We start from the raw sequence: 23,575 nt of genomic DNA on the forward strand, positions 1-23,575 counted from the left end.
GATGACGAACGGGTTCGTCAAGGACCGGCAATTCCGGGTACGACCCTATCTCCTTTCTCAGAACCGGTAGCTAACGCCTGCGCTCAGCACCCACGGATCGAGCTTGTGCTTGGTCTCGATCGCCAGCGTGTCGCCCGCAAACCAGCGCGCGGTAGTGCCGATGAAGTAGCGTTTGGCATCGAAGGAGATTCCAAAGCCTTTATCGCCGAGGGGTACATCGATGCCCGCTTGCAGGGCTAAGCCTAGTTCATCCGACAAATCGGTGTCGGTTACGCCCAGGGGCAATGTTGCAGCCCCGGGCTTGTCACTGATCCAGAGAAAATAGGCAGGACCCGCACCGACATAGGGTTTCACGCCCCCAAGGTCGAAATGATACTTGAGCGTGACGGTCGCAGGGATAAGTTTCGCGTTGGAGACAAGCTCTGCGCCGGGGAGACCGCTGATGGCGTCGACATCATGCTGGGTGAGGCAGCAGATCGTTTCGATGGAAAAATTTTCGGCCACGAAATACTCGATAGCGATTGTAGGCACGTAATTGTCGTTGGCTTCTGTTTGCGTATCGGCGGGCAGGCCGACGATATCGGTGCGCACCGCGCTGATCTTTCCATCGGGCAATACGCCGGTGCCCAGCAGTTTCACTTGTATCGGCCCGTTATTGTCCTGTGCCGCTGCTGGAGTAGCAAGCGCTGCGATTGCCGTTACTGTTGCGGTGGTAAGAAGTTTCATCGATTATGTCCCAGCGCCGCAGCGACCGCGCCTTGCGGTCCAGGATTCTTATGACGTCCCGCATGCGATAGGTCGCAATGCCCACTCCCATCATTGATCTCGATCAAAGACTTTGCATCAGGTCTGATCCAGCTTCGCACCTGCAATTTCAGGCAGGAAAGACATGGGCATCCACGCGTCGTTCGAACATTTCACCCGCGCCGCCTTCGGGGCAGACCCCTGCGCCATGCGCAATTCAGGGCTGGAGGCAATCGCCGCGCCAATGGCGATCGAACGGGGACGGGCGGCGATGATCGAGCGCTCGCGTGACCAGATCGTCTATCTCCTCAGCGGAGCCACAAAGCTGGCCGCAGCCGTATCGGATGATCGGGAACAAATCGTTGCGTTTCATTTCCCCGGCGATATCATCTCGATCCCTGCCGACGGAGTACACAGCTATCTGCTCGCGGCGCTAGCAAATACTGAAATCCTGGTCTTTCCGGCGCGCGAGTTCTTCGACATTGCTGCGGGCGATGAGGCTATGGCTCGGCGCCTGTTCGACGTCCTTCCATCGGCATTGCACCGCTGCCGGGACAAGGCGGTTGCTCTAGGGCGCCAGAATGCCGCCGAACGACTTGCCGGGTTCCTGATTGCTATGGCCGAGCGCATCGGACGTCTTGAAGGTTCAGGCTGCATCATCGAGTTGCCGATGTCGCGGCGTGATATTAGCGACTCGCTCGGGCTCACGATCGAAACGGTAAGCCGGCAGCTGAGCCACTTGCGGGAGGCAGGCTTAGTCGAGACTCAAGGCCGCTCGCAGGTCGCCATTCCAAACCTTGAAATGCTCACACGATGCGCAGGTCATTACGCAGCCTAGAGTCAAGATGAGCGAACTTTCCGAAATTTGATCTGGATCAATGACGCGCTGATGCGTGCCGCCTAGCGCGCATACAGACAGGAGGAAGCTGACCATGGACGCAGTACTCGGCCGCATCGGCCTATGGTTTGTTGTGCTGATGCTGGCGCTCATCGCCTATGTCGGAGCCCAGGATGCGGGATTTGCGGCGCATGCCCTGATCATTGCGATCGTGGCGTTTGCGCTGATCTGGATCACGGCGGGGCGCTATGAGCCGCTGGCCCGGGCGCAGAGCATATTTCGGATGCCCGAGGGGCCTTCGCGCTATGACGACGATCCGATCCGCTGGGGCGTCATCGCGACTATTTTCTGGGGGATCGCCGGACTGACGGTAGGGGTGTTCATCGCGCTGCAAATGGTCTTCCCGCAGCTTAATTTCGAGCCTTGGTTCAACTTCGGGCGGATGCGCCCGCTGCATACGTCGGCAGTCGTTTTTGCCTTCGGCGGCAATGCCTTGCTGGCGACGAGCTTTTATGTCGTCCAGCGCACCTGTCGCACAACATTGGCCTTCCCTGGCCTCGCACGTTTCGTGTTCTGGGGCTACCAGCTGTTCATCGTACTCGCCGCGAGCGGATACTTGCTCGGCGTCACCCAATCGAAGGAATATGCAGAGCCAGAATGGTATGTCGACTTGTGGCTGACCGTGGTCTGGGTCGCCTATTTTGTGGTCTTCGTCGGCACCATCGTGCGCCGCAAGGAACCGCACATCTATGTCGCCAACTGGTTCTACCTTGCCTTCATCATCACTATCGCGATGCTTCACATCGTCAACAACCTGGCGATGCCAGTCAGCCTGCTGGGCTCGCGCAGCTATAGCGCTTTTGCCGGCGTGCAGGATGCGCTGACGCAGTGGTGGTACGCGCACAATGCAGTCGGGTTCTTCCTCACCGCCGGCTTCCTGGCGATGATGTATTACTTCGTGCCGAAACAGGCAGAGCGACCGGTCTATTCCTACCGCCTCTCGATCATCCACTTCTGGAGCCTGATCTTCCTCTATATCTGGGCCGGGCCGCATCACCTGCATTATACCGCGCTGCCCGATTGGGCGCAGACGCTCGGCATGGTTTTCTCGGTCGTGCTGTGGATGCCCAGCTGGGGCGGGATGATCAACGGGCTGATGACGCTCAACGGCGCGTGGGACAAGGTCCGCACCGATCCGATCATTCGCATGATGGTCATCGCGCTCGCCTTCTACGGCATGAGCACCTTCGAAGGCCCGATGATGAGCATCAAGTGGGTCAACAGCCTCTCGCACTACACCGATTGGACAATCGGCCATGTCCATTCCGGAGCGTTAGGCTGGAACGGCATGATCACCTTTGCCTGCATCTATTTCCTCGTCCCGCGGCTGTGGAAGCGCGAGCGGATGTATTCGCTGCGGATGATCAACTGGCACTTCTGGCTCGCGACGGCAGGGATCGTTTTCTACGCCGGCAGCATGTGGGTGGCCGGGATCACCCAAGGTCTGATGTGGGCCGAATACGGCGAGGACGGTTACCTCGTGAACAGCTTTGTCGACACCGTCGCCGCGCTCGAACCGATGTTCGTGATGCGGGCATTTGGCGGGCTGCTCTACCTCGCCGGTGCGGTGGTGCTGGTCTACAACGTCTGGATGACAATCGCAGGCAGGCTGCGCGAAGAGCCGCCGCTGCGCGATGCTCCTTATGACGAAGCCGCCGACCGTCCCCTCAGCGCCGTTCCGGCCGAATAGGAGCGCAGATCATGAGCGACAATTCCGCACCTTTTTCGCGCCACAAGAAGCTGGAACGCAATGTGACGCTTCTGGCAGTGGCAACGCTGATCACCGTCGCCATCGGCGGCCTCGTGCAGATCACACCGCTGTTCTATCTCGACAACACGATCGAGAAGGTGGAGGGCATGCGGCCCTATACGCCGCTCGAACAGGCGGGGCGTGACATCTACATCCGCGAGGGTTGCTACACCTGCCATAGCCAGATGATCCGTCCGTTCCGCGACGAGGTCGAGCGCTATGGCCACTACAGTCTCGCTGCCGAGAGCATGTACGACCACCCATTCCAGTGGGGCTCCAAGCGGACCGGGCCAGACCTTGCGCGTGTTGGCGGGCGCTATTCGGATGAATGGCATGTCCAGCACTTCAAGGACCCGCAAAGCCTCGTTCCTGAAAGCATCATGCCGCAATATGGTTTCCTGGCTGAAACCGATCTGAAGATTGCCGATCCCGCAGCCATGCTGACTGCGCTGAGCCGGGTCGGCGTGCCTTATACTGATCACGATATCGAGATGGCACAGGCCGACCTGATCGCACAGGCCGATCCCGACGTGTTCGAAGAAGACCTGCTTGATCGCTATCCCAAAGCGCAGATCCGCGATTTCGACGGCGATCCCAGCCGCGTCACCGAAATGGATGCGCTGCTCGCCTATCTCCAGATGCTGGGCACGCTTGTCGACGTCAACAGCGCTGCAGCACAGCAGGAGCTGGCTGAGGAGACGGGCCGATGAGCTTCTACGAAACCCTGCGCCATTTCGCTGACAGCTATGCGCTGGTGGTGATGTTCCTCCTGTTCCTCTGCCTGTGCGCGTGGCCATTCCGCCCTGGCTCGAAGTCACACAACCAGGCAGCCGCGCACTCCATCTTCAAGGATCAAGACGATGGCGAATGAAACTGGCGACGAAAAACGGATCGACCAACCGACGGGGACCGAATTTGTCGGCCACGAGTGGGACGGGATCGAAGAGCTCGATACGCCGATGCCGCGCTGGTGGCTGTGGACCTTCTACGCCACGATCGCTTGGGGGATCATCTACACGATCCTCTATCCGGCATGGCCGCTGGTGAACCAGGCGACCGAAGGCGTGCTGGGTTGGACCAGTCGTGGCCAGCTGGCACAGGAAATGAGCGCCGCCGACATGGCGCGGCAGTCCTACCGCGAACAGCTGGCAGCGATCGATGTGGTCAAGCTGCAGGACAATCCCGAGCTGATGCAGCGCGCCGTCGCTGGCGGCGCGGCGGCATTCAAGGTCAATTGCGTGCAATGTCATGGTGCGGGTGCGGCGGGTTCGCCCGGCTATCCCAATCTCAATGACGACGAATGGATCTGGGGAGGAGACCTGCAATCGATTGAGACTACGCTGCTGCATGGTGTCCGCTGGGATGGATCGGATGAGACGCGCTTCAGCCTGATGCCCGGATTCGGAGACATCTTTACTGCCGGAGAGATCAGTAGCCTCGCCAGTCATGTCATGAGCTTTACCGGGCGCGGTCAATCGAGCCCGGTGGCAGCCGAACTCTACGACATCAACTGCGCGTCATGCCACCAGAGCGACGGCTCTGGTGATCGCGCGCAAGGTGCACCCGCGCTCAACGATGCGATCTGGCTCTACGGGGGCAGTGAAGCAGAGATCCGTCAGCAGATCCGCCAGCCCAGCCACGGCGTGATGCCCGGCTGGAAAGACCGGCTCGATCCCGTGACGATCAAGATGTTGGCGGCCTACGTCCATTCGCGCGGAGGCGGCGAGGATATCGCCCAAATTGCCGAGGAACCGGCAGCTGGCGACGATGAACAACCCTGAGCATCTCTACGAGAAAAGCCAGACGGTCCATAACAAGCGGATCGACGGACCCTTCCGGCGCTTCAAATGGGCGATTATGGCGGTTACGCTGACGATCTACTACGTCACGCCGTGGCTGCGGTGGGATCGCGGCCCTTATGCGCCGGACCAGGCGGTGCTGGTCGATGTCGCAAACCGGCGTTTCTACATGTTCGGGATCGAGATCTGGCCGCACGAATTCTATTTCGTTGCTGGGCTATTGATCATGGCAGGTATCGGACTGTTCCTCGTGACCAGTGCCGTCGGTCGCGCATGGTGCGGCTATGCCTGCCCGCAGACGGTGTGGACCGATGTCTTCCAGCATGTCGACCGCCTGTTCGACGGCGATCGCAACGCCCGCGTCCGGCTCGACAAGGCACCGTGGGGGCCATCCAAGATCGCACGCCGCGGCTCAAAATGGGCGGTCTATCTGTTGATCAGTTTCGTGACGGGCGGCGCATGGATCCTCTATTTTGCCGATGCACCCACGCTCTTCCGCGAGTTTTTTGCCGGTGAGGCAGCGCCGATCGCCTACGGGACTGTCGCGATCCTTACGGCGACGACCTTCGCGCTGGGCGGTTTCATGCGCGAGCAGGTCTGTATCTACATGTGCCCGTGGCCGCGTATTCAGACCGCGATGCTGGACGAGGGCTCGCTCATCGTCACCTACAAGGATTGGCGGGGCGAACGGCGCGGGAGCCTCAAGAAAGCTGAAAAAGCGCCCGACGCTTTCGGTGATTGCATCGATTGCATGCAGTGCGTGCAGGTATGCCCGACAGGCGTTGATATTCGCGAAGGGCAACAGATCGGCTGCATCACCTGCGCGTTGTGTATCGATGCCTGCGACAAGGTGATGGCGGATATTGGCCGCCCGCGCGGTTTGATCGACTACGCTACGCTCGAGGATTGCGAGCGCGAAGCAGCGGGAGCGCCTCCGGTTCCGGTTATCAAGACACTGCTGCGCCCGCGCACGCTGGTGTATTTCGGCGTATGGGCATCTATCGGCCTTGCCATGCTTTTTGCGCTTGGCGTGCGGACGCACACGGACATTTCCGTATCGCCTGATCGCAATCCGCCTTTCATGCTGATGCGCGACGGTTCGGTCCGCAATGCCTACACGCTCAAGCTGCGCAATATGGAAAGCCGCCCCCGCAAAATGGAGATCGCGCTGGAGGGCTTGCCCGGAGCCGTGTTCTGGACTGAAACCACGCGCCGCGAGGATGCCGGGCGCAGCTACGTTGTCGAGGTCAATGCCGATGCGATCAAGACCGTGCGGGCTTATGTTCTCGCACCGTCGGAGACCTTCGGACAGAACTTCGCATTCACGGTGACTTCGCTTGACGAGCAGCGCGAGACCGACATTTCCGAAACCCTATTCACTGCACCGGGAGCCCCATGATGCAACGCGAATTTACTGGACGCGACATGGCCAAGGTTCTGGTTGCGGGCTTTGGCGTGGTGTTCGCGGTGAACATGCTGATGGCAACGCTCGCAGCGCAGAGTTTCTCCGGTGTGATCGTCGAAAACTCCTATGCCGCGAGCCAGAAGTTCAATGGCTGGCTGGAGGAAGCGCGCAAGTCGGAAGAACTCGGCTGGAGCGCGCAGTTGCGGCAGGGAGAGGACGGCTACCTCACGCTCGAGACCATTGGTGTACCGCTCGGCGCGCAGGTCTCCGCGCAATTGCGACGTCCTCTGGGTGAACGTGAAGAGGCTGGTCTCGAATTCGCCCAAACTGAGACTGGCGCATTTCGCTCCGTCGAGCCGATTGCCACGGGGCGCTGGATCGCACGGATCACGATAGCGGCAGATGTCGAGCGCTGGACCAGTGAGGTGCCGCTCGAATGAATGCACCAACGTTCAACACCGCCGTGCGCGCGCGGGAGCTGGTCGACACACGGCTGACTGTCCCCGGCATGCGGTGCGCCGGCTGCATGGCCAAGATCGAGCGCGAATTGCCGCGCGTGGACGGGATCGATAGCGCGCGGGTAAACCTGTCAGCCAAGCGGGTCGCAATCCGCCATGAACCCTCGCTCGGCGAGGACGATCTAGAGGCAGCCCTGCGCAGTCTCGGATACGTATCGCAACCTATAGCCGACAACCCGCTGGGGCGCGACGATGCGGAGGCCAAGGCGCTACTGCGCGCGACCGCAGTCGCCGGCTTCGGCATGATGAACATCATGCTGCTCTCGATCAGCGTATGGGCGGGCGCAGGCGGTGCGACGCGCGAAATGTTCCATTGGCTCAGCGGCCTCATTGCCCTGCCGGTGATCGCCTATTCGGGCCGCCCATTTTTCTCCTCGGCATGGATGGCGCTGAAATTTCGGCGGACCAATATGGACGTGCCAATCTCCATTGGTGTTTTGTTGGCGACCGGCCTCAGCATCTACGAGACAGTTGCGGGCGGTGGGCACGCCTATTTCGAAAGCGCAGTCATGCTGCTGTTCTTCCTGCTGTGCGGGAGGGCGCTCGATGCCTCGATGCGGACAAGGACCCGCGCCGGGATCGGCGCATTGCTCGGCCGCATGGGGAAGAGTGCCAGCGTTCTCCAGCCTGACGGATCGACGCGTCGGGTCGCGGCCGAAGAACTGCAACCTGGCATGCTGGTGCTGGTCGCCGCAGGCGAGGCGCTGGCGGCGGACGGCATAGTCGAAGCGGGATCGGGCGCGGTCGATAATGCGATGCTAACAGGCGAGAGCACGCCCGATCCGGTTGCTATCGGCAGCACTGTGCATGCAGGAGCGATCAACCTTTTCCAGCCCTTGCAGGTGCGCCTGACCGCAGTTGCCGAACAGACTGCTATCGCCGAGATCGCGCGCCTGATGGACGAAGCGGGCCAATCGCGCAGCCAATACGTCCGGATCGCCGATCGTGCATCGCGGCTCTACGCGCCGGCGGTCCACAGTCTCGCGGCACTGGCATTTATCGGCTGGATGATTGCGGGCGCGGGTTGGCACCAGTCGCTCGTCATCGCCATTGCCGTACTGATCATCACCTGTCCCTGCGCCATGGGGCTGGCGGTTCCGGCCGCACAGGTCACCGCATCGGGCGCGCTGATCAAGCGCGGCCTGCTGCTCAAGGACGGCAATGCGCTTGAGCGGCTGGCCGAGGTTGATATCGCTTTGTTCGACAAAACCGGCACGCTGACGATCGGCGCGCCACGACCGGATGTTTCGGTGCTTGATGGTGAGGCGCGTAGCGTCGCATTGGGCCTCGCGCAGAACAGCCGTCATCCATTGAGCCAAGGGCTTGTCCATGCGCTCCAGGTCGAAGGGGCTGAGCCTGCGCAGATTGATGATCTGCGCGAGGAAAGCGGCAGCGGCCTTTCCGGCACTTGGCAAGGCAAGCGCGTCGCTCTGGAACGGCCGCAAGCCGATGTCGCAGCGATGGCGTCGAGCTTGCGGATAGGTGAGCGTAACTGGACGCTTGAATTCTCCGACCCATTGCGCAGCGATGCGGCAGAAGCTGTGAGGCAACTTACTATGATGGGAGTTGAGAGCCAGATCCTGTCAGGCGACAGGACGGAGGCAGTACGGCCGATTGCGCGCGAACTGGGTCTATTCGCCCAAGCCGGGGTCAGTCCCTATGGAAAACTGGAAGCCCTGCGCAAACTCGAGACTGCCGGTCATCGGCCTCTAATGATTGGCGATGGCCTCAACGATGGCCCCGCCCTTGCCGCAGCGCATGCATCGATCGCGCCCGGCACCGCCAGCGATGCCAGCCAGCAAGCCGCCGATGCGGTGTTTATCGGCGACAAGCTCCTGCCTGTGGCACTGGCGGTCAAAGTCGCACGGCAAACCATGAGCATTGTCCGGCAGAACTTCACCTTGGCGATCGGCTATAACGTCCTGGCAGTGCCGCTTGCCCTGTTCGGCTTTGTGACGCCCTTGATCGCGGCAATCGCCATGTCGGTCAGTTCACTGGTGGTCGTGGCGAACTCCCTTAGGCTTGCGCGAGCTGGGCGGAGCATCGCGGGATGACGGGGCTCACCATTCTCATTCCCATCGCTCTGCTGATGGGCGCATTCGGCCTCGCGGTATTCTTCTGGGCAATGCGCGATGGCCAGTTCGAAGACATGGACGGGGCCGCAAACCGGATCCTGATCGACGAAGACTATGAACCTCGGCCATAGCTAGCTTTCGGCACCGGCGAGTAATCTGACTAACGCTGCAACGCTGCAACGCTGCACGCTGCGGCCGCGGACCAGATCGTTTCAGGACATTTCCTCGATCGGCCCGAATTGGGCATTTGGCCTCAAGATGTTGGTTGTATTTGTCCTCGGCGGGCATCTGGCTGGCGTTCTTGTGCAAGAGGCACCTGCTTGTTCCGACAAATCCGATCCCGGATTTTTGAGTGACGTTGACCGTGGGAAGTGATCTGGCAGCTGATCTCCATCAGTTTCCGTTTCTTGAGATCGGCTGGGTGGGGTGGTCGGTCGCGATCGTCCCCAAACGATTTACACTATCATCGATGACGGAGATGTGCGCAATGGTGCCATATTCGAACAGCTCTCGGTGTATCACAATTCCCTATGGGGGCTTACTGGGAGCAAGACTGGAATAGGGCGGAGAGCGTGCTTGATCAGGCTAATTCATCCTATGGCGCGTATGAGAATTTCGGTTTGGGCCGGCCTGACCGCGATCGTCTGAGAGACCTGTAGGCGAATCATCTCGGCGAATGCCAGAATGGCATCTTCACCGCGACCGAAAAGTAGTGCCCCGTTGGCCTGCTACCCGATTGGCGCTGATCCATTCTGCTTCGTTCGAAGCGAGGTCGGAAAGGGTGTCCAATTCCTCGATTGTCTGCGCTGCCAGAGGCATCGCTGCGAACAAGAGGCAAGCTATTGCCGAAACTGAGAAATGACTGCGAGAAGGTCTGCGTCCCATCATAAGACTCCGATCCAAGTTGACCGGAGTATGACACGCATTGGCCCCCTCACGCAAGCGATTGGAGCAACGTTCTAGTTTCGGCGGTTTAGCCACCTAATAAAACAATAGCCTGCCAATCAGCGAACCGCATGGTATCGGCGGAAATTGATGCAGACATTCGATATCAAGCCGTACGAAATGCCAGCTGCCGCGAGGGAGCTTCGAGCCCAGGTCCGGGATATCGTTTCCGCGCATGAACATCGTTTTGATCCGGTGCGCCGCGCGAACTGCTGGGTCGCCATCGATCCCGAATTCAGCCGAGCGCTGGGCGCTGCCGGATTGCTCGGGATGACCTGGCCCAAGGAGCAAGGCGGGCATGAGCGCAGCGCGCTCGAACGCTATATCGTGCTCGAGGAATTGCTGGCAGCGGGCGCGCCGGTGGGTGCACATTGGATCGCCGACCGCCAAACAGCTCCGCTGCTGATGCGCTACGGGACCGCGGAGCAAGTCGATCGCTGGGTTCCCGGCGTCGCCCGTGGCGAAGTTTATGCCTGCATTGGATTGTCGGAACCCGGTGCCGGATCGGATCTCGCTTCGGTGCGATCGGCGGCGCGCAAGGATAGCGAGGGGTGGGTTCTCAATGGCCAGAAAGTGTGGACTACCGGCGCGCATATTGCCCAAATCATGATTGGGCTGTTCCGCAGCGAGGAAGGCTCCGAGCGCAACGCGGGCCTCAGCCAATTCCTCATTCCCATGGATACGCCGGGAATCACGGTGAAGCCGATCATCGACCTGTCGGGCGCGCATGATTTCAATGAGGTTTTCTTTGACGATGTACGCCTGGCTGAAGGCGCTCTCGTGGGCAAACAGGGGAATGGTTGGGCGCAGGCAACCGCCGAGTTGTCGCTCGAACGATCCGGTCCAGAACGCTACCTCTCGAGCCATTTTCTTATGACGGAATTCATCCGCCGACTGGAGGTGCAATCCGATGCCGGAGCGCTGCGCCTCGCCGGTCGGATGATGAGCGAGCTTTGGACGCTACGCCAGATGTCGATGGCGGTCGCCGCGCGACTCGCCGAAGGCGAAGATCCGGCGTTTGAAGCGACCATGGTCAAGGATCTGGGCAATTCGTTTGAACAGGCAATCCCGCAGTTGATCGAGCAACAGCTGGAGCTCGATCTGTCTTCAGAAGAGATCTTGGAGATGCTGGTCGCTTATGAATTGCAAGTTGCCCCCAGTTTCTCGCTCCGCGGTGGAACGCGTGAGATCCTGCGTGGGATTATCGCCCGAGGACTGGGCCTGCGATGACAGAGGTCCAATCAGATGACCGTCAGAGCATGCTTGCCGATATGGCCAGCGGTGTTTTTGCCGAGCTTGGCCCTCATGCCGATTTCGCGCGTGACTGGAGCAAGATCGAGGAGCTGGGGTTTGCCACACTATTGGTCCCTGAAGAGCGAGACGGCTTTGGCGGAAGCTGGATTGAGGCCGGGCTGGTGATGCGGCTGGCGGGCCAGCATGCTGTGGCTTTGCCGATCGTCGAAAGCGTCCTCGCTAGCTATTGGGCCGACCGAGCCGGCTGGCATGGTGAAGGCTTTGGAACTATCGCCGGCCACTGCGATGGCGAGCTGCTTGAAGAGAATTTCACCGGCACTTTGAGCGCCGTTCCTTGGGGAAGGAACGCCCGTTTCGTCGTGGCCGAAACGGCGGGCGATGACGGAATCATTCTTGCGACTGAAGCCGCGACTGTGACAGAGCGCACGGGCTTGTCGGGAGAGCCGCGCGATATTCTCACTTTCGAGAATGCTCCTGCGACCATGCTCGGTGATAGCGTCTTGCTGCTCGCCGCAGCGGTGCGCGCTATCCAGATCGCAGGAGCGCTTGATGGAGCGCTTTCGCTCGCGGCGAATTATGTCAGCGAGCGCCAGCAGTTCGGTCGTCCCCTCGCTAAGTTTCAGGCGGTGCAGCAGTCACTTGCGGAAATGGCAATGGAGGCAGCGGCGGCCGGTTGCGCTGCCCAAGGGCTGACGCAAGCGCTCGACCGGGGCTCGGCGGATTTCGAGATTGCCGCCGCCAAGACGCGCTGCGGAATGGCCGCGAGCAAGGGCGCTGCGATCGCGCACCAGGTGCATGGCGCCATCGGCTTTACCGAGGAATATGCTCTCCATCACCTCACGCGGCGTTTGCTCGCATGGCGATCCGAATTCGGCGGTGAAAGCGTCTGGTCGAAGCGGCTTGGTCAGCAGGTAGTAGATGCAGGGGCGGATCGGCTTTGGCCCGACCTGGTTGAGCGAACCGATCCATAACGCAGCCGGGGCGATCAATTGTCGCGGGTGAACACTCGCCGCACCTGTGATCCCACCATTTCCAACTGCTCATGAATAACCGGGTCGATGCAAGCACCCGCTTCATCGAAACTGTCTGCATCGACCTTGAGCGCTGCTCCGAAAGGAGTGGGCCATCCGCGCAGTGCATGTACGATCGTGCGCAGCGTGATCATCGCACTGGTCGCAGCCTGATAGCCATGCGCGGTTACGACTAACCCCACCGGAAGATCATGCAAGTAGACCCGGTCGTCGCTGGCCAATTCCTCGATATAGTCGAGCGCGTTCTTGAGAACGCCGGAAATAGTCCCGTGATAGCCCGGGGATGCAATGATCAGCCCATCGCAATTGCGGATTGCCTCGACCATTTCAGAAGCCGAATCTTCGCTCCAGCCTGGGCCTCGATAGAACGGGAGGCCGGTGAGGTAGGCGCCGTCGAACATGTGGCACGTATCGCCATCGCCCGCCGCACTATCGCAGGCGATGCGGAGCGCGCGCTCTGTCGCGCTGTCTGGGCGAGTGGTGCCTCCGATGCCGACGATCAAGCCCATGTTAGGCGAGCGAATCCACTCGTGCGCGCACTTGTTCGGCCTGCGCCATGATGTTGTCGACCATTTCCTTGCAGGTCGGAATATCATGGATGAGCGCCTGGCTTTGCCCGCTGGTCCAGATCCCGCCATCGAGATCGCCCTGCCAAAGAACTCTTTCGCGCGCGGTCGCGCCCGCCATCAGGTGCTTTACATCATCGAAGGTCTTAGTCGGATCGCTCTGGATCGTCGCCACCTCGACCGAAATCGCATTCTTCGCGACCCGCGCGGTGTTGCGCAACGTCCGCCCCACCAGCACGGTATCAAGCTCGGTATTGTCGACGATCTTCTGCTTCACATTCTGGTGGATCTGCGCTTCCTGCGTGGCGCAAAAGCGCGTGCCCATGTTGATCGCATCGGCGCCCAGCGCCAGCGCAGCGACAAGGCTGCGCCCATCGGCCATCCCGCCGCTGGCAATGATGGGTGTTTGTGGCAGCGCATCCACCGTGGCGGGAAGCAAGACGATTAGGCCCACGTCATCCTCGCCCGGATGGCCGGCGCATTCGAAGCCGTCGATGCTGATCATGTCGACACCCTTCTTCACCGAAGATACCGAATGGCGCACGCTGGTGCATTTGTGGATCACCTTGACGCCAGCTTCCTTGAACGCGGGCAGGTGATCAGTGGGCGCGCGGCCGGCAGTCTCGACAATCTTGAGGCCGCTTTCGATGATCGCTTCTCGGTACTCATCATAGGGGATCAGGTTGATCGAAGGCAGCAGGGTGAGGTTCACGCCAAAGGGCTTGTCAGTCAGCTCCTGCGTTTTCGCGATCTCTTCTTTCAGTGCCGCGCCGCTTTCAAACATATGCGCCGTGATGAATCCGAGCGCACCGGCATTGGCCACAGCCGCGACGAGCTCGCCATAGCCGACGCCGGTCATACCGCCCATGATGATGGGGGTTTCGATCCCGAACTCTTCGGTGATGCGCGTCTTGAATGCCATGGCCGTCTCCCTGTCTTGCCAGGACGCGCTAGCCTTGCACGGCCTTCGCTTCAATCCTTCAAACTAGCGAGGTGGCCGCTTTCGCTCGTTCTGATATCGCGTCCTGATCGGTTTCGCCTTTCTCGACGAGCCAGCTTCCTCCGACACAAAGAACCGGATCGAATGCCAGCCAAGTCCCGGCCGTTTCCTGCTTGATGCCACCAGTAGGACAGAATTTGACGCCGCCAAAGGGTCCGGCGAGCGCCTTGAGAGCGGGCAATCCGCCACTGGTTTCGGCCGGAAAGAACTTGAAGTGCGAAAGCCCCAGGTCGAGCCCGCGCATGATGTCGCCCGCATTGGCAATTCCGGGAAGGAATGGCACTTCGGACTGGATGGCGGCCTGGCCTAGTTCCGTGGTCAGGCCGGGCGACACGATGAACTCGCTGCCTGCCTCGACCGCGTCATGGAGTTGCTGTGGATTCGTGACCGTACCGGCGCCGATGATCGCGCCTTCGACTGACTTCATGGCGCGGATCACGTCGAGCGCGCAGTCGGTCCGCAGGGTTACCTCGAGGACGCGTAAACCGCCTGCAACCAATGCTTCTGCCACCGGAATCGCATGGTCCAAATCGTCGATAACCAGAACCGGGATAACCGGCGCGGTGCGCATGATCCGCTCGATTGAATTCATCACTTGTGTTCTTTCGCAAAGGCCACCGCCGCACCGAAGAGTCCGGGTTCGGGGTGGGTGATCAGTTTGACGGGTAAAGTCCGCATCAGGCTGGTGTAGCGGCCCTTGGCGGTAAATCGCTCTGCAAATCCGGACCGCGGTAGATAGTCGCGCAACCGATAGCCCAGGCCCCCGGCAATGACGACAGGCCCAGGACCGTGCGCCAAAGCGACATCCCCTGCCTCTGCGCCAAGGCAGAGACAGAAGCGATCCAATGCAGCCTCGGCGACGCTATCCTTGCCTTCGAGCGCCATCGTCCACAGCGCCTTGTCATCGCCCTTCGGCATATCGCGACCTTCAAGTTCGGCAATGACTTCAAAAATCGTGCGAAACCCGGGGCCGGATACGACGCGCTCGACAGAAACCCGCGGATGTTTTTCGCGCAGGCGCGCAAGTAGCCGATCCTCGACGCTGTCGAGCGGAGCGTAGTCGGTATGGCCGCCTTCCGTGGCGATGACATGGGTTTCGCTCCGGGTACGGAGTAAAGCCGCGATGCCTAACCCGGTGCCCGGCCCGACAATGCTGATGATCCCATCATCGGGCAGCGGGTCGTCAGGGCCAGTCAGATGCATGAGGTGCGCGGCGTCGACACCATCCACGGCATGGGCGACCGCTGCGAAATCGTTGATCAGCACATGGGCATCTAGACCAAGCCGTTGGGCGATCTGGGCGGGCCGGACAATCCAGGGATTGTTGGTCATCTTGATCGTATCACCGGCAATCGGAGCGGCAATCGCAATCCCCGCAGCGCTTGGCAGATCGCGCCCAAGACTGGCGCCAAATGCCTCCCATGCAGTGTGAAGGCTGGCGTGCTCGCTGGTCTGCATCTTGACCGGTTCGCCCAGTGAGACGCAGCGCCCGTCTTCAACCTCTGCCAAGGCAAAGCGCGCGTGCGTACCGCCGATATCGGCGACAACTATCTCGCGCGTGGTGCTCACAGGCCGGCTTCTGCCAGCATCGCGCTCCCGCCTTTTTCCGCTTCGTCGGCATGGTGACGCATCAGCGCAAAAAGCTCGCGTCCCGTGCCGAAATGAGCGGGCGGCGCCTTGGCAAGTGCACGCGCTTCCCATTCCGCATCATCTACGAGTGCGGTGAGCGTGCCATCCTTGGCACAGACGCGCACGATGTCCCCATCGCGCAGCTTGGCGAGCGGACCGCCATGATAGGCTTCGGGCGAGATGTGGATAGCTGCTGGGACCTTGCCGCTCGCGCCGGACATTCGGCCATCGGTCACGAAGGCCACCTTGTAGCCGCGATCCTGCAGCACACCGAGAGGGGACGAAAGCTTGTGCAGCTCTGGCATGCCGTTTGCTGCGGGCCCCTGGAAGCGGACAACAACCACGACATCCTTGTCGAGTTCCCCTTTCTGGAAGGCTTCGCTGACCTGGTTCTGGTCGGAGAAGACACGGCAGGGGGCCTCGATAGTCCAGCGCTCGGGCGCTACGGCACTGCGCTTGATGGTCCCACGCCCGAGGCTCCCCTGGAGCAGTTTCAGTCCGCCGTCTTGCTGGAATGGATCGGCGACAGGCTTGAGCATGGATGGATCGCGACTTTGCTCAACTGCGGGTGTCCAGGCGAGCGCATCCGCATCCATCACCGGCTCCTGAGCGCCTTTCCACAATGAGCTGCCATAGATGGTCATAATATCGGAATGGGCGAGGCCCGCGCCGAGCAATTCGCGGATCACATAGGGCATGCCTCCGGCGGCATGGAAATGGTTCACATCGCCCGATCCGTTAGGGTAGACGCTCGAAATCAGCGGGACAGCATTGGACAACTCGTCCATGTCATCCCAATCGAGGATTACGCCAGCTGCACGGGCAATGGCCGGCAGATGGATCACGTGATTGGTCGATCCCCCGGTGGCAAGCAGCCCAACCACCGCATTGATGATGGCTTTCTCGTCTACGCAGCGACCAAGTGGACGATAATCATCGCCGCGCCATCCCAGTCTGGCGATTTGGTGGGTTGCCGCGCGAGTGAGCTCCTGCCGCAATTTTTGGCCGGGATTGACGAAGCTTGAACCGGGCATGTGCAGCCCCATCATCTCCATCATCATCTGGTTGGAATTGGCCGTGCCATAAAACGTGCATGTACCTGCGCCGTGATAGGAGGCGGATTCGGCCTCAAGCAGCTCTTCTTCGCCTACCTTGCCCTCGGCATAGAGTTGGCGGATGCGAATCTTTTCCTTGTTCGCAAGGCCTGAAGGCATCGGACCGGCCGGAACCAAGATAGTCGGCAAATGCCCGAAGCGCAGCGTGCCGATCAGCAGGCCCGGGACGATCTTGTCACATATCCCCAGCAGCAATGCGCCTTCGAACATGCCGTGGCTGAGGCCCACTGCCGCACCCATCGCGATCACGTCGCGGCTGAAGAGTGAGAGTTCCATCGAGGGTTGGCCCTGCGTAACGCCGTCGCACATCGCCGGAACACCGCCTGCGACTTGCGCTGTAGCGCCGACCTCGCGGGCGAAAATCTTGATTTGCTCCGGGTAGCGTCCGTAGGGCTGATGCGCGCTGAGCATGTCGTTGAAGGCGGTGACAATACCAATGTTCATCCCTTCGCCGCCGCGGATTGCGGGCTTGTCGTCACCGCTTGCGGCAAACCCGTGTGCGAGATTGCCGCAAGAGAGGCTCGGTCGGTTGACGCCCTGGTCACGTGCGCGATCGATCAGCTCGAGGTAGCTTCTCCGGCTCGCGCGCGAACGCTCGATGATGCGGTTGGTCACGCGGGCGAGTGTGTCATTCAAGGGGACTTGTGGTTCTGACATGGTTCCTCGCTGGGGTAGACAATATGCTTGTGCAAGTTTGCAGGGGCGCCTGCAACATTGCTCTTGTTCACTCGGTTATAGCTGATCCACTCGGCGATTGATAACGTTCACATACACCTAAGGCGTCCGCCAGTTCAAGTGACGTAAGAAAATTGCGGAAGCGTGAAATATAATGTAGGAGCGAGCGCGACGACGGGAACTCTCGCTAGGAGAAATTTGATGCGTATTGGTTGTCCGAAAGAGATTAAGAATCACGAGTACCGCGTTGGCTTGACGCCCGAGAGTGCTCGCGAGCTTTCTAGCCGTGGACACGCAGTCGTAATCGAGAGCGGCGCGGGACTTGGTATTGGTGCAACCGATGCGGAATACCAAAACGCGGGCGCAGAAATCGTCGCTGGCCCCGAAACGATCTTCTCTGAGTGCGAAATGGTAGTGAAAGTCAAAGAGCCGCAAGCCGGCGAGCGCGCAATGTTGCGCGAAGACCAGATCCTATACACCTATCTCCATCTCGCACCCGATCCGGACCAGACCCGCGAGCTGGTCGAATCGGGCGCTACAGCCATCGCCTATGAGACAGTCACGGGTGCAGGCGGGACTTTGCCGCTGCTAAAGCCGATGAGCCAGGTTGCGGGCCGCATGAGCATCCAGGCAGGCGCGACCGCGCTTGAGAAAGCGCAAGGTGGGCGCGGCGTGCTACTGGGCGGCGTACCGGGTGTCATGCCGGGCAAGGTGATCGTGATCGGCGGGGGCGTGGTTGGTTTCAATGCCGCGCAAATGGCGGTGGGGCTGGGCGCTGACGTGACCATTCTCGACCGCGATCCCGAGGTGCTCGAGCGTGTCGGAATTCATTTCGAAAGCCGCGCCAAAACGCGCTTCTCCAACAAGGCTAACCTCGATGAGTCGGTATGCGAAGCCGACCTTATTATCGGAGCGGTGTTGATCCCGGGTGCGGCTGCGCCCAAGCTTGTCACACGTGAAATGCTCAAGTGCATGAAGCCCGGCGCGGTGCTGGTCGATGTTGCGATCGACCAAGGCGGATGCTTCGAGACGAGTAAGCCGACCACTCATGCCGAGCCCACATACGTAATCGACGATGTTGTGCATTACTGTGTTGCCAACATGCCGGGAGCGGTGGCGCGCACTAGCACATATGCGCTTAACAACGTCACATTGCCGCACGCTTTGAGGATTGCTGACGTCGGCTGGAAAGACGCAATGCGCGCGAACCCGCATCTTGCCGAGGGGCTCAATGTCCATAAGGGACAAGTGACCTATCAAGCGGTCGCCGAAGAGCTAGGCTACGACTTCACCTCGGTCGAAGATTTGCTGGCCTAGGAGAGGCTAGCCGGGCCAAACGCATCGGGAAGTAGCGCAGAAAGCGTGGTCTCGTGCACCTCGTTTGCGCCGATACACAGGATTCGCGGATCAGTGCCGCCCAACTGCGCGAGTTCGTTGAGAACCTGACGACAACGGCCGCAGGGGGTTATCGGTTCGCCGCCGCCTTTGTCAGCCGGTCCGGTCACTGCGACTGCCACAAGCCCGCCGCGCCGACCATCCGCCATCGCATTTGCGACCGCCACGGTTTCCGCGCACAGCGCAAGGCCGTAGCTCGCGTTCTCGATATTGGTGCCCGTCACCACCGATCTGTCCTCGAACAATAGCGCCGCGCCAACCGCAAAACCGGAGTAGGGCGAGTAGCTGTGCCTTGCCGCCGCGCGCGCCGCTTCGATCAGTTCGCTATCGTTCATGGCCTCACCACCATCCACCGGATCGGTTCGTTCGACGCCTCGCTACGCAAGGCGGTGTTCGCCGTCCATAACAACCACGGCCGGCCAGCATAGTCCGGCTCCAGCCGCGTGCGCGTCAGCCATAAATTGCGCTCGATCCTTCTGGCAATTCCGTACTCATCCTCGAATGAGGGAGAAATCCGCAGAATCACCGGCTTGCCCGCATGCGCCTCGATCTGGTTGATGAGCGTCATCAGCTCGCTTTCGACGGCTGCCTCACCCACCGGATTTAGGCAGTTACGCGCTGTCTGCTCGAGCGCGATTACTGGCGGGAGTAGTTCATTGTCTCGCGGTACCATGGTGACGAAGTTGGCCGACTGGCCATCCGCCACCTCGCAGGGATCGAACATATGCACTGCGCCGCGCCGCATGCGAATCATCTGCGCCTCGGCAAAATAGCCATCGAAGGCAGGATCGCGTCCGCTCGCTCCGACACTGGCTTCGAGGTAGACAAACCCTGCCCCCAGAGCCTTCGCGGTGCGCAGATTGATCGGTGCATCGTCGCGTCCGATCACCAAGCCCTGCTCGGGAAACTTGTCGGCAGGCGGTGTCCAATGCTGGAGCTTCCACCAACTCCAGGCGGCAATAGCAGCGGCTACCAGAATGATGCCAAGCAATATGCGCCTGCGCCATGGCCCGCGCTTGGCTGTGCTTCTTGCCTTGCGCCTGGTGCCAGATTTCCGCTTTGATGCCATGGAAGTCCTGCCCGATCCTAGCCGCGAATGTGTAGGACGCAGATCAGCGTGAACAGGCGCCGCGCCGTGGGGAAATCGGTTTCGACCTTGCCTTCAAGTCGCTCGAGCAGCAGTTCGGCTGCGTTGTTATGAATGCCGCGCCGGGCCATGTCGATCGTTTCGATCTCGGCCGGCGTCGCTTTGCGGATCGCTTGGTAGTAGCTGTCGCAGATCGCAAAATATTCGCGGATCGGGCGGCGGAAACGCGCCAGCCCCAGAATCAGAGTTTCGAGTGGCTCGTCATCCATGTCGCGGATTGCCATGGCCAGACGTCCGTCCTGCACAGAGAGATGAATCTTGTAAGGGCCGTTCTTGCCCGCTTCGACCGGACGCATTGGCTTGAATGTATTCTCGTCGATCAAATCGTAGATTGCGACACGCCGCTCCTGTTCCACATCCGCATTGCGCCACAGGATCGTCTCGTCATCGAGCGAGATGTGGGCGATGTGCCAGGAGGGGACTGTGCCAGTCATGCGAGCCCCGCTTTCGCAGAAGCGGACCACATTGGGCAAGGGTCTCTCTTTCCATCCCCGATATCCACAAGCGTTATTGGCAAATCGGTCACGGATTGGCCTTGCCAATCGCATCGCTTGGCGCGCAAAGCACCCGCATGGCCGATCAAGACCTTCTTATTCGCGAGTCCCGTTCTGACAGCCCGGATATCCCGGCAATGCGCGCCCTTCCGGCCAATATCGAAGCCGAAGCCGCCTTCCTTGGCGCGGTGTTGATTGACAATCGCGTGGTTGAGGAGCTCAATGTTCCGGTCGCTCCCGAACACTTCTTCGAGCCGCTCCATCAGCGCGTTTTTGAACGCGTCTTGGCGCTGCTTGAGCGCAATGCTGTGGTCACACCGGTAACGCTCAAGCCATATTTCGAGGCGGACGAGGCGCTCAAGGAACTGGGCGGGATTACCTATCTCGCTCGCTTGACGGCGGATGGACAAGGGTTGCTCGCTCCGCGTGAACTGGCGCAGCAAATCTATGACCTGGCATTGCTGCGCGAGTTGGTGAGCGTTGGCCGGGGACTGGTAGAAGGCGCGCTCGACACTTCGGAAAGTGTTGCGCCAATGGAGCAGATTGAGCACGCCGAAGCCGAGCTTTTCCGTGTCGCGGAAGGGGCAACGAGCGAGTCCCAAGCCGAAAGCTTTGGCGTATCGACGCACAAGGCTCTGGGCATGATCGAGAAGGCGATCAATTCGGGCGGCAATATCTCTGGGAAGACTACCGGGCTTGCCAGCATCAACGAGAAGATCGGCGGCTTGCACGATTCGGACCTCATCATACTTGCCGGCCGTCCCGGCATGGGCAAGAGCTCGCTAGCAACCAACATCGCGTTTAACTGCGCGGATCGCCTCCTGCGTGACCAACGCGACGAGATCGAAGATGGCCAATCGGTGGGCGCGCCAGTGGCCCTGTTCAGTCTTGAAATGAGCGCCGACCAGCTGGCGACACGTATCTTGGCAGAGCAGGCGGAAATCTCTTCCGAGAAGCTGCGCATGGGCAAGATCAGCCGCGAGGAATTCCAACAGCTTTCATTTGCCAGCCAACGTCTGGCCGAACTGCCGCTCTTTATCGATGATACGCCAGCATTGACGATCGCTGGTCTACGGACCCGCGCGAGACGCCTCAAGAGGCGACACGGTATTGGCCTGATCGTGGTCGACTATTTGCAGCTGATGCAGGGCTCGAAGCGCAACCAGGACAATCGCGTCAACGAAATCTCCGAGATTTCGCGTGGTCTCAAGACACTTGCCAAAGAACTCGAAGTGCCGGTGATCGCGCTTTCGCAGCTCAGCCGCGCGGTCGAGCAGCGCGAAGACAAGCGCCCGATGCTTTCCGATCTGCGCGAATCCGGTTCCATTGAGCAAGACGCCGACATGGTTTGGTTCATATATCGCGAAGATTACTACATCGCTGCGCGCGAACCCAAGGTGCCAGCGGGTGACGATGATGTCGCCGCGCATGAGGCGCATGCTGCCTGGGCGTCGGAAATGGAACGCGTGCATGGTCTTGCCGAACTGATCGTGGCCAAGCAGCGCCATGGCGCAACCGGCAAGGTCCGCTTACGCTTCGAGCCGCGGATCACCCGCTTCTCGGACCTCGCTGACGAGGATCGCCGGGGAGGCTACGACTACGACTAAGTTTCGATACTGGGGTCGCGTTCCAGTTGAGGGGAAAGGACATGGATACGCAGACGCAAGTAGATCATGGAGCATTGGTCGGATGGACTGGGCAGGATCTCGGGCAGCGCGTCGTTCTTACGATGCAGAGCGTGACAAAGCCGCCGCCGCACGGTGCAGACGACGTCCATGATTTCCTCTTCATGATGGATCGCAAGCAAGCGGTGCAGCTTGGCTATTACCTGTTTCAGCTGACGGGCGAAGCGGCACCAACTCGGCACAAGCGCAGTGTGCTCGAGAAGATTTTCGGCGGCTAGCCGGATCGCTACAGGCCCAGATTGAGTCTCCGGCTCACCGTGTAGTCCAGCACCCCAACGAGGAACCAGGAAAGGTTCCAGCGGATCCGGTTCCACAAGGTCGCGTTCTTGCGGTGGCTTGCCGGAGTGATTTCGTCAGAAGCCTCGACATGCTGACTGATGAAATCGCGCATCTTGTCCGCCAATCCCTGGTCTTCGATCCTCAGCATTAGTTCGAGATTGATGAATAGGCTGCGCATATCGAAATTCGCGCTCCCAACATAAACGGCATCATCGATGACGATTAGCTTCATATGCAATTTGCACGGCGCGAATTCATAGATTTCGGCTCCATGCTTAAGCAGGTAGTGGTAAAGCGAACGGGTCGCGCCCAGCGTTGCCGCATTATCCGATTTGCCCGCCATGATGAGCCGAGCATTTCCCCGCGATGCCAGCTCGCCGATCCGCCGTGTCAGACGCGTCGAAGGTGAGAAATAGGCCATCACCATATCGAGGCGTTTTCCACGCGCAAGATCCCGCCCCACACAGCTTGCCCAGCTCGAAAGACGCTCGGTCGGCCCGCCGATTAGCAGACGCACCGGACCTTGCCCTCCATCCCAGGTTCTTACCTTGCTGCGGATGGCGCGAAGCTGAGCGTTTGGACGTGCAGCCCAATCCTCCAATTCGCCGAACCATTTTCCCAGCAGATCGACAGCTTCGCCCGAGACGATCAGTCCCAGATCGTGCCAGCCATTGCTTTCTGGAGGGTCAAAGTAGCTCTGCTCGACATTGAATCCGCCGATCATTGCCTTGTCGCGGTCGACGATTACCATCTTCTGGTGGTTGCGAATGAGATATCGCAGGCCCCACTTGGCACTGAAGACATCGTAGCGACCGCCCACAGCAACAAGCCGCTCGAAAAACTTCCCGCTTGCTTCCGCGCCGAAGCCGTCGATGATCAGGTGGACATCGACCCCGCGCTTGGCTGCATCGACGAGTGCGTCACGCACCCGCATTCCGGCATCGTCCTCCGCAAAGATGTAAAAGCACATCGCGATAGTCTTGCGCGCGCTGCCAATCAGCTCGGTCAATGCATCGAGACGGTCCTTGCCAGCGGGAATGAACTGGAAATCGTGGCCCTGAGCTTGCACCGCAAAAGGCTTTGCATCGTGAAAATGCGCCTCCTGCGGGTCATCCGGATGATTGGATTGCGTGACCATGATAGCCGCCTTACCCTTTGCTCTGTCCCGCGC

Annotated in this window: 24 protein-coding genes; 14 read left to right on the forward strand and 10 right to left on the reverse strand. The window is 60.3% G+C overall.

All coding sequences use genetic code 11. The features are described from left to right. Positions 1–57: 57 nt before the first annotated feature. Positions 58–726: an OmpW/AlkL family protein gene (locus ACEWMW_RS06185; protein WP_409413019.1), complete on the reverse strand. Its 669-nt coding sequence runs from the start codon at positions 724–726 to the stop codon at positions 58–60. A 163-nt stretch (positions 727–889) separates the two neighbouring features. Between ACEWMW_RS06185 and ACEWMW_RS06190 the strand changes: the two genes are divergently transcribed. The 11 genes from ACEWMW_RS06190 (at position 890) to ACEWMW_RS06240 (ending at position 12,359) form a co-directional block, all read left to right on the forward strand. After that, the gene (locus ACEWMW_RS06190; protein WP_409413020.1) at positions 890–1,582 is read left to right on the forward strand and encodes a helix-turn-helix domain-containing protein; all 693 of its coding nucleotides are present in this window, start codon (positions 890–892) and stop codon (positions 1,580–1,582) included. 94 nt (positions 1,583–1,676) lie between these two features. After that, positions 1,677–3,332: a cytochrome-c oxidase, cbb3-type subunit I gene (gene ccoN / locus ACEWMW_RS06195; RefSeq protein WP_409413021.1), complete on the forward strand. Its 1,656-nt coding sequence runs from the start codon at positions 1,677–1,679 to the stop codon at positions 3,330–3,332. Between the two features lie 11 nt (positions 3,333–3,343). Continuing rightward, on the forward strand, positions 3,344–4,102 hold the full coding sequence (gene ccoO / locus ACEWMW_RS06200; protein WP_409413022.1) for a cytochrome-c oxidase, cbb3-type subunit II: 759 nt from the start codon (positions 3,344–3,346) through the stop codon (positions 4,100–4,102). After that, on the forward strand, positions 4,099–4,263 hold the full coding sequence (locus ACEWMW_RS06205) for a cbb3-type cytochrome oxidase subunit 3 (RefSeq protein WP_409413023.1): 165 nt from the start codon (positions 4,099–4,101) through the stop codon (positions 4,261–4,263). The genes ccoO and ACEWMW_RS06205 overlap by 4 nt, the downstream gene beginning before the upstream one ends. Then, complete coding sequence (gene ccoP / locus ACEWMW_RS06210; RefSeq protein ID WP_409413024.1) at positions 4,253–5,173, forward strand: cytochrome-c oxidase, cbb3-type subunit III; 921 nt, start codon at positions 4,253–4,255, stop codon at positions 5,171–5,173. Before ACEWMW_RS06205 ends, ccoP begins: the two co-directional genes overlap by 11 nt. After that, positions 5,160–6,590 (forward strand): cytochrome c oxidase accessory protein CcoG, encoded by a 1,431-nt coding sequence (ccoG, locus tag ACEWMW_RS06215; RefSeq protein WP_409413025.1) that lies wholly within the window; start codon positions 5,160–5,162, stop codon positions 6,588–6,590. The genes ccoP and ccoG overlap by 14 nt, the downstream gene beginning before the upstream one ends. Continuing rightward, the gene (locus ACEWMW_RS06220) at positions 6,587–7,036 is read left to right on the forward strand and encodes a FixH family protein (protein ID WP_409413026.1); all 450 of its coding nucleotides are present in this window, start codon (positions 6,587–6,589) and stop codon (positions 7,034–7,036) included. The genes ccoG and ACEWMW_RS06220 overlap by 4 nt, the downstream gene beginning before the upstream one ends. Next, on the forward strand, positions 7,033–9,168 hold the full coding sequence (locus ACEWMW_RS06225) for a heavy metal translocating P-type ATPase (protein WP_409413027.1): 2,136 nt from the start codon (positions 7,033–7,035) through the stop codon (positions 9,166–9,168). Before ACEWMW_RS06220 ends, ACEWMW_RS06225 begins: the two co-directional genes overlap by 4 nt. Further along, positions 9,165–9,320, forward strand: a complete 156-nt coding sequence (ccoS, locus tag ACEWMW_RS06230; protein ID WP_409413028.1) for a cbb3-type cytochrome oxidase assembly protein CcoS — start codon at positions 9,165–9,167, stop codon at positions 9,318–9,320. The genes ACEWMW_RS06225 and ccoS overlap by 4 nt, the downstream gene beginning before the upstream one ends. Before the next feature lie 904 nt (positions 9,321–10,224). Continuing rightward, positions 10,225–11,364 carry an acyl-CoA dehydrogenase family protein gene (locus ACEWMW_RS06235; RefSeq protein WP_409413029.1) on the forward strand — a complete coding sequence of 380 codons (1,140 nt, stop codon included), beginning with the start codon at positions 10,225–10,227 and terminating at the stop codon, positions 11,362–11,364. After that, positions 11,361–12,359 carry an acyl-CoA dehydrogenase family protein gene (locus ACEWMW_RS06240; RefSeq protein ID WP_409413030.1) on the forward strand — a complete coding sequence of 333 codons (999 nt, stop codon included), beginning with the start codon at positions 11,361–11,363 and terminating at the stop codon, positions 12,357–12,359. The genes ACEWMW_RS06235 and ACEWMW_RS06240 overlap by 4 nt, the downstream gene beginning before the upstream one ends. A 14-nt stretch (positions 12,360–12,373) precedes the next feature. On the opposite strand, the gene ACEWMW_RS06245 is transcribed toward ACEWMW_RS06240, so the two are convergent. The 5 genes from ACEWMW_RS06245 to edd are packed head-to-tail and all read right to left on the reverse strand — an operon-like array spanning position 12,374 to position 17,386. After that, on the reverse strand, positions 12,374–12,928 hold the full coding sequence (locus ACEWMW_RS06245) for an NADPH-dependent FMN reductase (RefSeq protein ID WP_409413031.1): 555 nt from the start codon (positions 12,926–12,928) through the stop codon (positions 12,374–12,376). A 1-nt stretch (position 12,929) separates the two neighbouring features. After that, positions 12,930–13,907, reverse strand: coding sequence for an NAD(P)H-dependent flavin oxidoreductase (locus ACEWMW_RS06250; protein ID WP_409413032.1), 978 nt, complete (start codon positions 13,905–13,907; stop codon positions 12,930–12,932). 58 nt (positions 13,908–13,965) lie between these two features. Next, positions 13,966–14,577: a bifunctional 4-hydroxy-2-oxoglutarate aldolase/2-dehydro-3-deoxy-phosphogluconate aldolase gene (gene eda / locus ACEWMW_RS06255; RefSeq protein WP_409413033.1), complete on the reverse strand. Its 612-nt coding sequence runs from the start codon at positions 14,575–14,577 to the stop codon at positions 13,966–13,968. Beyond that, on the reverse strand, positions 14,577–15,554 hold the full coding sequence (gene glk / locus ACEWMW_RS06260; RefSeq protein ID WP_409413034.1) for a glucokinase: 978 nt from the start codon (positions 15,552–15,554) through the stop codon (positions 14,577–14,579). Before glk ends, eda begins: the two co-directional genes overlap by 1 nt. Next, positions 15,551–17,386 carry a phosphogluconate dehydratase gene (gene edd / locus ACEWMW_RS06265; RefSeq protein ID WP_409413035.1) on the reverse strand — a complete coding sequence of 612 codons (1,836 nt, stop codon included), beginning with the start codon at positions 17,384–17,386 and terminating at the stop codon, positions 15,551–15,553. The genes glk and edd overlap by 4 nt, the downstream gene beginning before the upstream one ends. A gap of 219 nt (positions 17,387–17,605) precedes the next feature. Here edd and ald point away from each other — a divergent pair, with 219 nt between their 5' ends. Further along, complete coding sequence (ald, locus tag ACEWMW_RS06270; protein ID WP_409413036.1) at positions 17,606–18,721, forward strand: alanine dehydrogenase; 1,116 nt, start codon at positions 17,606–17,608, stop codon at positions 18,719–18,721. Here ald and ACEWMW_RS06275 read toward each other — a convergent pair. From ACEWMW_RS06275 to ACEWMW_RS06285, 3 genes are read right to left on the reverse strand one after another with little or no spacing between them, the layout of a single operon-like run. Continuing rightward, on the reverse strand, positions 18,718–19,134 hold the full coding sequence (locus tag ACEWMW_RS06275) for a cytidine deaminase (RefSeq protein WP_409413037.1): 417 nt from the start codon (positions 19,132–19,134) through the stop codon (positions 18,718–18,720). The genes ald and ACEWMW_RS06275 overlap by 4 nt on opposite strands. Continuing rightward, on the reverse strand, positions 19,131–19,868 hold the full coding sequence (locus ACEWMW_RS06280) for a glycoside hydrolase family 25 protein (RefSeq protein WP_409413038.1): 738 nt from the start codon (positions 19,866–19,868) through the stop codon (positions 19,131–19,133). The genes ACEWMW_RS06275 and ACEWMW_RS06280 overlap by 4 nt, the downstream gene beginning before the upstream one ends. 17 nt (positions 19,869–19,885) lie before the next feature. Further along, positions 19,886–20,380, reverse strand: a complete 495-nt coding sequence (locus tag ACEWMW_RS06285) for a UPF0262 family protein (RefSeq protein WP_409413039.1) — start codon at positions 20,378–20,380, stop codon at positions 19,886–19,888. Positions 20,381–20,517: 137 nt separating this feature from the next. Between ACEWMW_RS06285 and ACEWMW_RS06290 the strand changes: the two genes are divergently transcribed. Both ACEWMW_RS06290 and ACEWMW_RS06295 read left to right on the forward strand, forming a co-directional pair. After that, positions 20,518–22,047, forward strand: coding sequence for a replicative DNA helicase (locus tag ACEWMW_RS06290; RefSeq protein ID WP_409413040.1), 1,530 nt, complete (start codon positions 20,518–20,520; stop codon positions 22,045–22,047). A 41-nt stretch (positions 22,048–22,088) separates the two neighbouring features. Beyond that, positions 22,089–22,343, forward strand: coding sequence for a hypothetical protein (locus ACEWMW_RS06295; protein WP_409413041.1), 255 nt, complete (start codon positions 22,089–22,091; stop codon positions 22,341–22,343). Between the two features lie 8 nt (positions 22,344–22,351). Here ACEWMW_RS06295 and ACEWMW_RS06300 read toward each other — a convergent pair whose 3' ends face one another. Beyond that, complete coding sequence (locus ACEWMW_RS06300; protein WP_409413042.1) at positions 22,352–23,542, reverse strand: phospholipase D-like domain-containing protein; 1,191 nt, start codon at positions 23,540–23,542, stop codon at positions 22,352–22,354. Positions 23,543–23,575 lie beyond the last annotated feature (33 nt).

Source organism: Litorerythrobacter xanthomarinus, from assembly GCF_046254955.1.
In the GTDB taxonomy this organism is placed as follows: domain Bacteria; phylum Pseudomonadota; class Alphaproteobacteria; order Sphingomonadales; family Sphingomonadaceae; genus Qipengyuania_C.

What these genes read in the sequence shown, in the direction of transcription:
- ACEWMW_RS06185 (WP_409413019.1), bottom strand. Translation starts at nt 726, where the DNA reads ATGAAACTTCTTACCACCGCAACAGTAACGGCAATCGCAGCGCTTGCT.
- ACEWMW_RS06190 (WP_409413020.1), top strand. Translation starts at nt 890, where the DNA reads ATGGGCATCCACGCGTCGTTCGAACATTTCACCCGCGCCGCCTTCGGG.
- ccoN (WP_409413021.1), top strand. Translation starts at nt 1,677, where the DNA reads ATGGACGCAGTACTCGGCCGCATCGGCCTATGGTTTGTTGTGCTGATG.
- ccoO (WP_409413022.1), top strand. Translation starts at nt 3,344, where the DNA reads ATGAGCGACAATTCCGCACCTTTTTCGCGCCACAAGAAGCTGGAACGC.
- ACEWMW_RS06205 (WP_409413023.1), top strand. Translation starts at nt 4,099, where the DNA reads ATGAGCTTCTACGAAACCCTGCGCCATTTCGCTGACAGCTATGCGCTG.
- ccoP (WP_409413024.1), top strand. Translation starts at nt 4,253, where the DNA reads ATGGCGAATGAAACTGGCGACGAAAAACGGATCGACCAACCGACGGGG.
- ccoG (WP_409413025.1), top strand. Translation starts at nt 5,160, where the DNA reads ATGAACAACCCTGAGCATCTCTACGAGAAAAGCCAGACGGTCCATAAC.
- ACEWMW_RS06220 (WP_409413026.1), top strand. Translation starts at nt 6,587, where the DNA reads ATGATGCAACGCGAATTTACTGGACGCGACATGGCCAAGGTTCTGGTT.
- ACEWMW_RS06225 (WP_409413027.1), top strand. Translation starts at nt 7,033, where the DNA reads ATGAATGCACCAACGTTCAACACCGCCGTGCGCGCGCGGGAGCTGGTC.
- ccoS (WP_409413028.1), top strand. Translation starts at nt 9,165, where the DNA reads ATGACGGGGCTCACCATTCTCATTCCCATCGCTCTGCTGATGGGCGCA.
- ACEWMW_RS06235 (WP_409413029.1), top strand. Translation starts at nt 10,225, where the DNA reads ATGCAGACATTCGATATCAAGCCGTACGAAATGCCAGCTGCCGCGAGG.
- ACEWMW_RS06240 (WP_409413030.1), top strand. Translation starts at nt 11,361, where the DNA reads ATGACAGAGGTCCAATCAGATGACCGTCAGAGCATGCTTGCCGATATG.
- ACEWMW_RS06245 (WP_409413031.1), bottom strand. Translation starts at nt 12,928, where the DNA reads ATGGGCTTGATCGTCGGCATCGGAGGCACCACTCGCCCAGACAGCGCG.
- ACEWMW_RS06250 (WP_409413032.1), bottom strand. Translation starts at nt 13,907, where the DNA reads ATGGCATTCAAGACGCGCATCACCGAAGAGTTCGGGATCGAAACCCCC.
- eda (WP_409413033.1), bottom strand. Translation starts at nt 14,577, where the DNA reads ATGAATTCAATCGAGCGGATCATGCGCACCGCGCCGGTTATCCCGGTT.
- edd (WP_409413035.1), bottom strand. Translation starts at nt 17,386, where the DNA reads ATGTCAGAACCACAAGTCCCCTTGAATGACACACTCGCCCGCGTGACC.
- ald (WP_409413036.1), top strand. Translation starts at nt 17,606, where the DNA reads ATGCGTATTGGTTGTCCGAAAGAGATTAAGAATCACGAGTACCGCGTT.
- ACEWMW_RS06275 (WP_409413037.1), bottom strand. Translation starts at nt 19,134, where the DNA reads ATGAACGATAGCGAACTGATCGAAGCGGCGCGCGCGGCGGCAAGGCAC.
- ACEWMW_RS06280 (WP_409413038.1), bottom strand. Translation starts at nt 19,868, where the DNA reads ATGGCATCAAAGCGGAAATCTGGCACCAGGCGCAAGGCAAGAAGCACA.
- ACEWMW_RS06285 (WP_409413039.1), bottom strand. Translation starts at nt 20,380, where the DNA reads ATGACTGGCACAGTCCCCTCCTGGCACATCGCCCACATCTCGCTCGAT.
- ACEWMW_RS06290 (WP_409413040.1), top strand. Translation starts at nt 20,518, where the DNA reads ATGGCCGATCAAGACCTTCTTATTCGCGAGTCCCGTTCTGACAGCCCG.
- ACEWMW_RS06295 (WP_409413041.1), top strand. Translation starts at nt 22,089, where the DNA reads ATGGATACGCAGACGCAAGTAGATCATGGAGCATTGGTCGGATGGACT.
- ACEWMW_RS06300 (WP_409413042.1), bottom strand. Translation starts at nt 23,542, where the DNA reads ATGGTCACGCAATCCAATCATCCGGATGACCCGCAGGAGGCGCATTTT.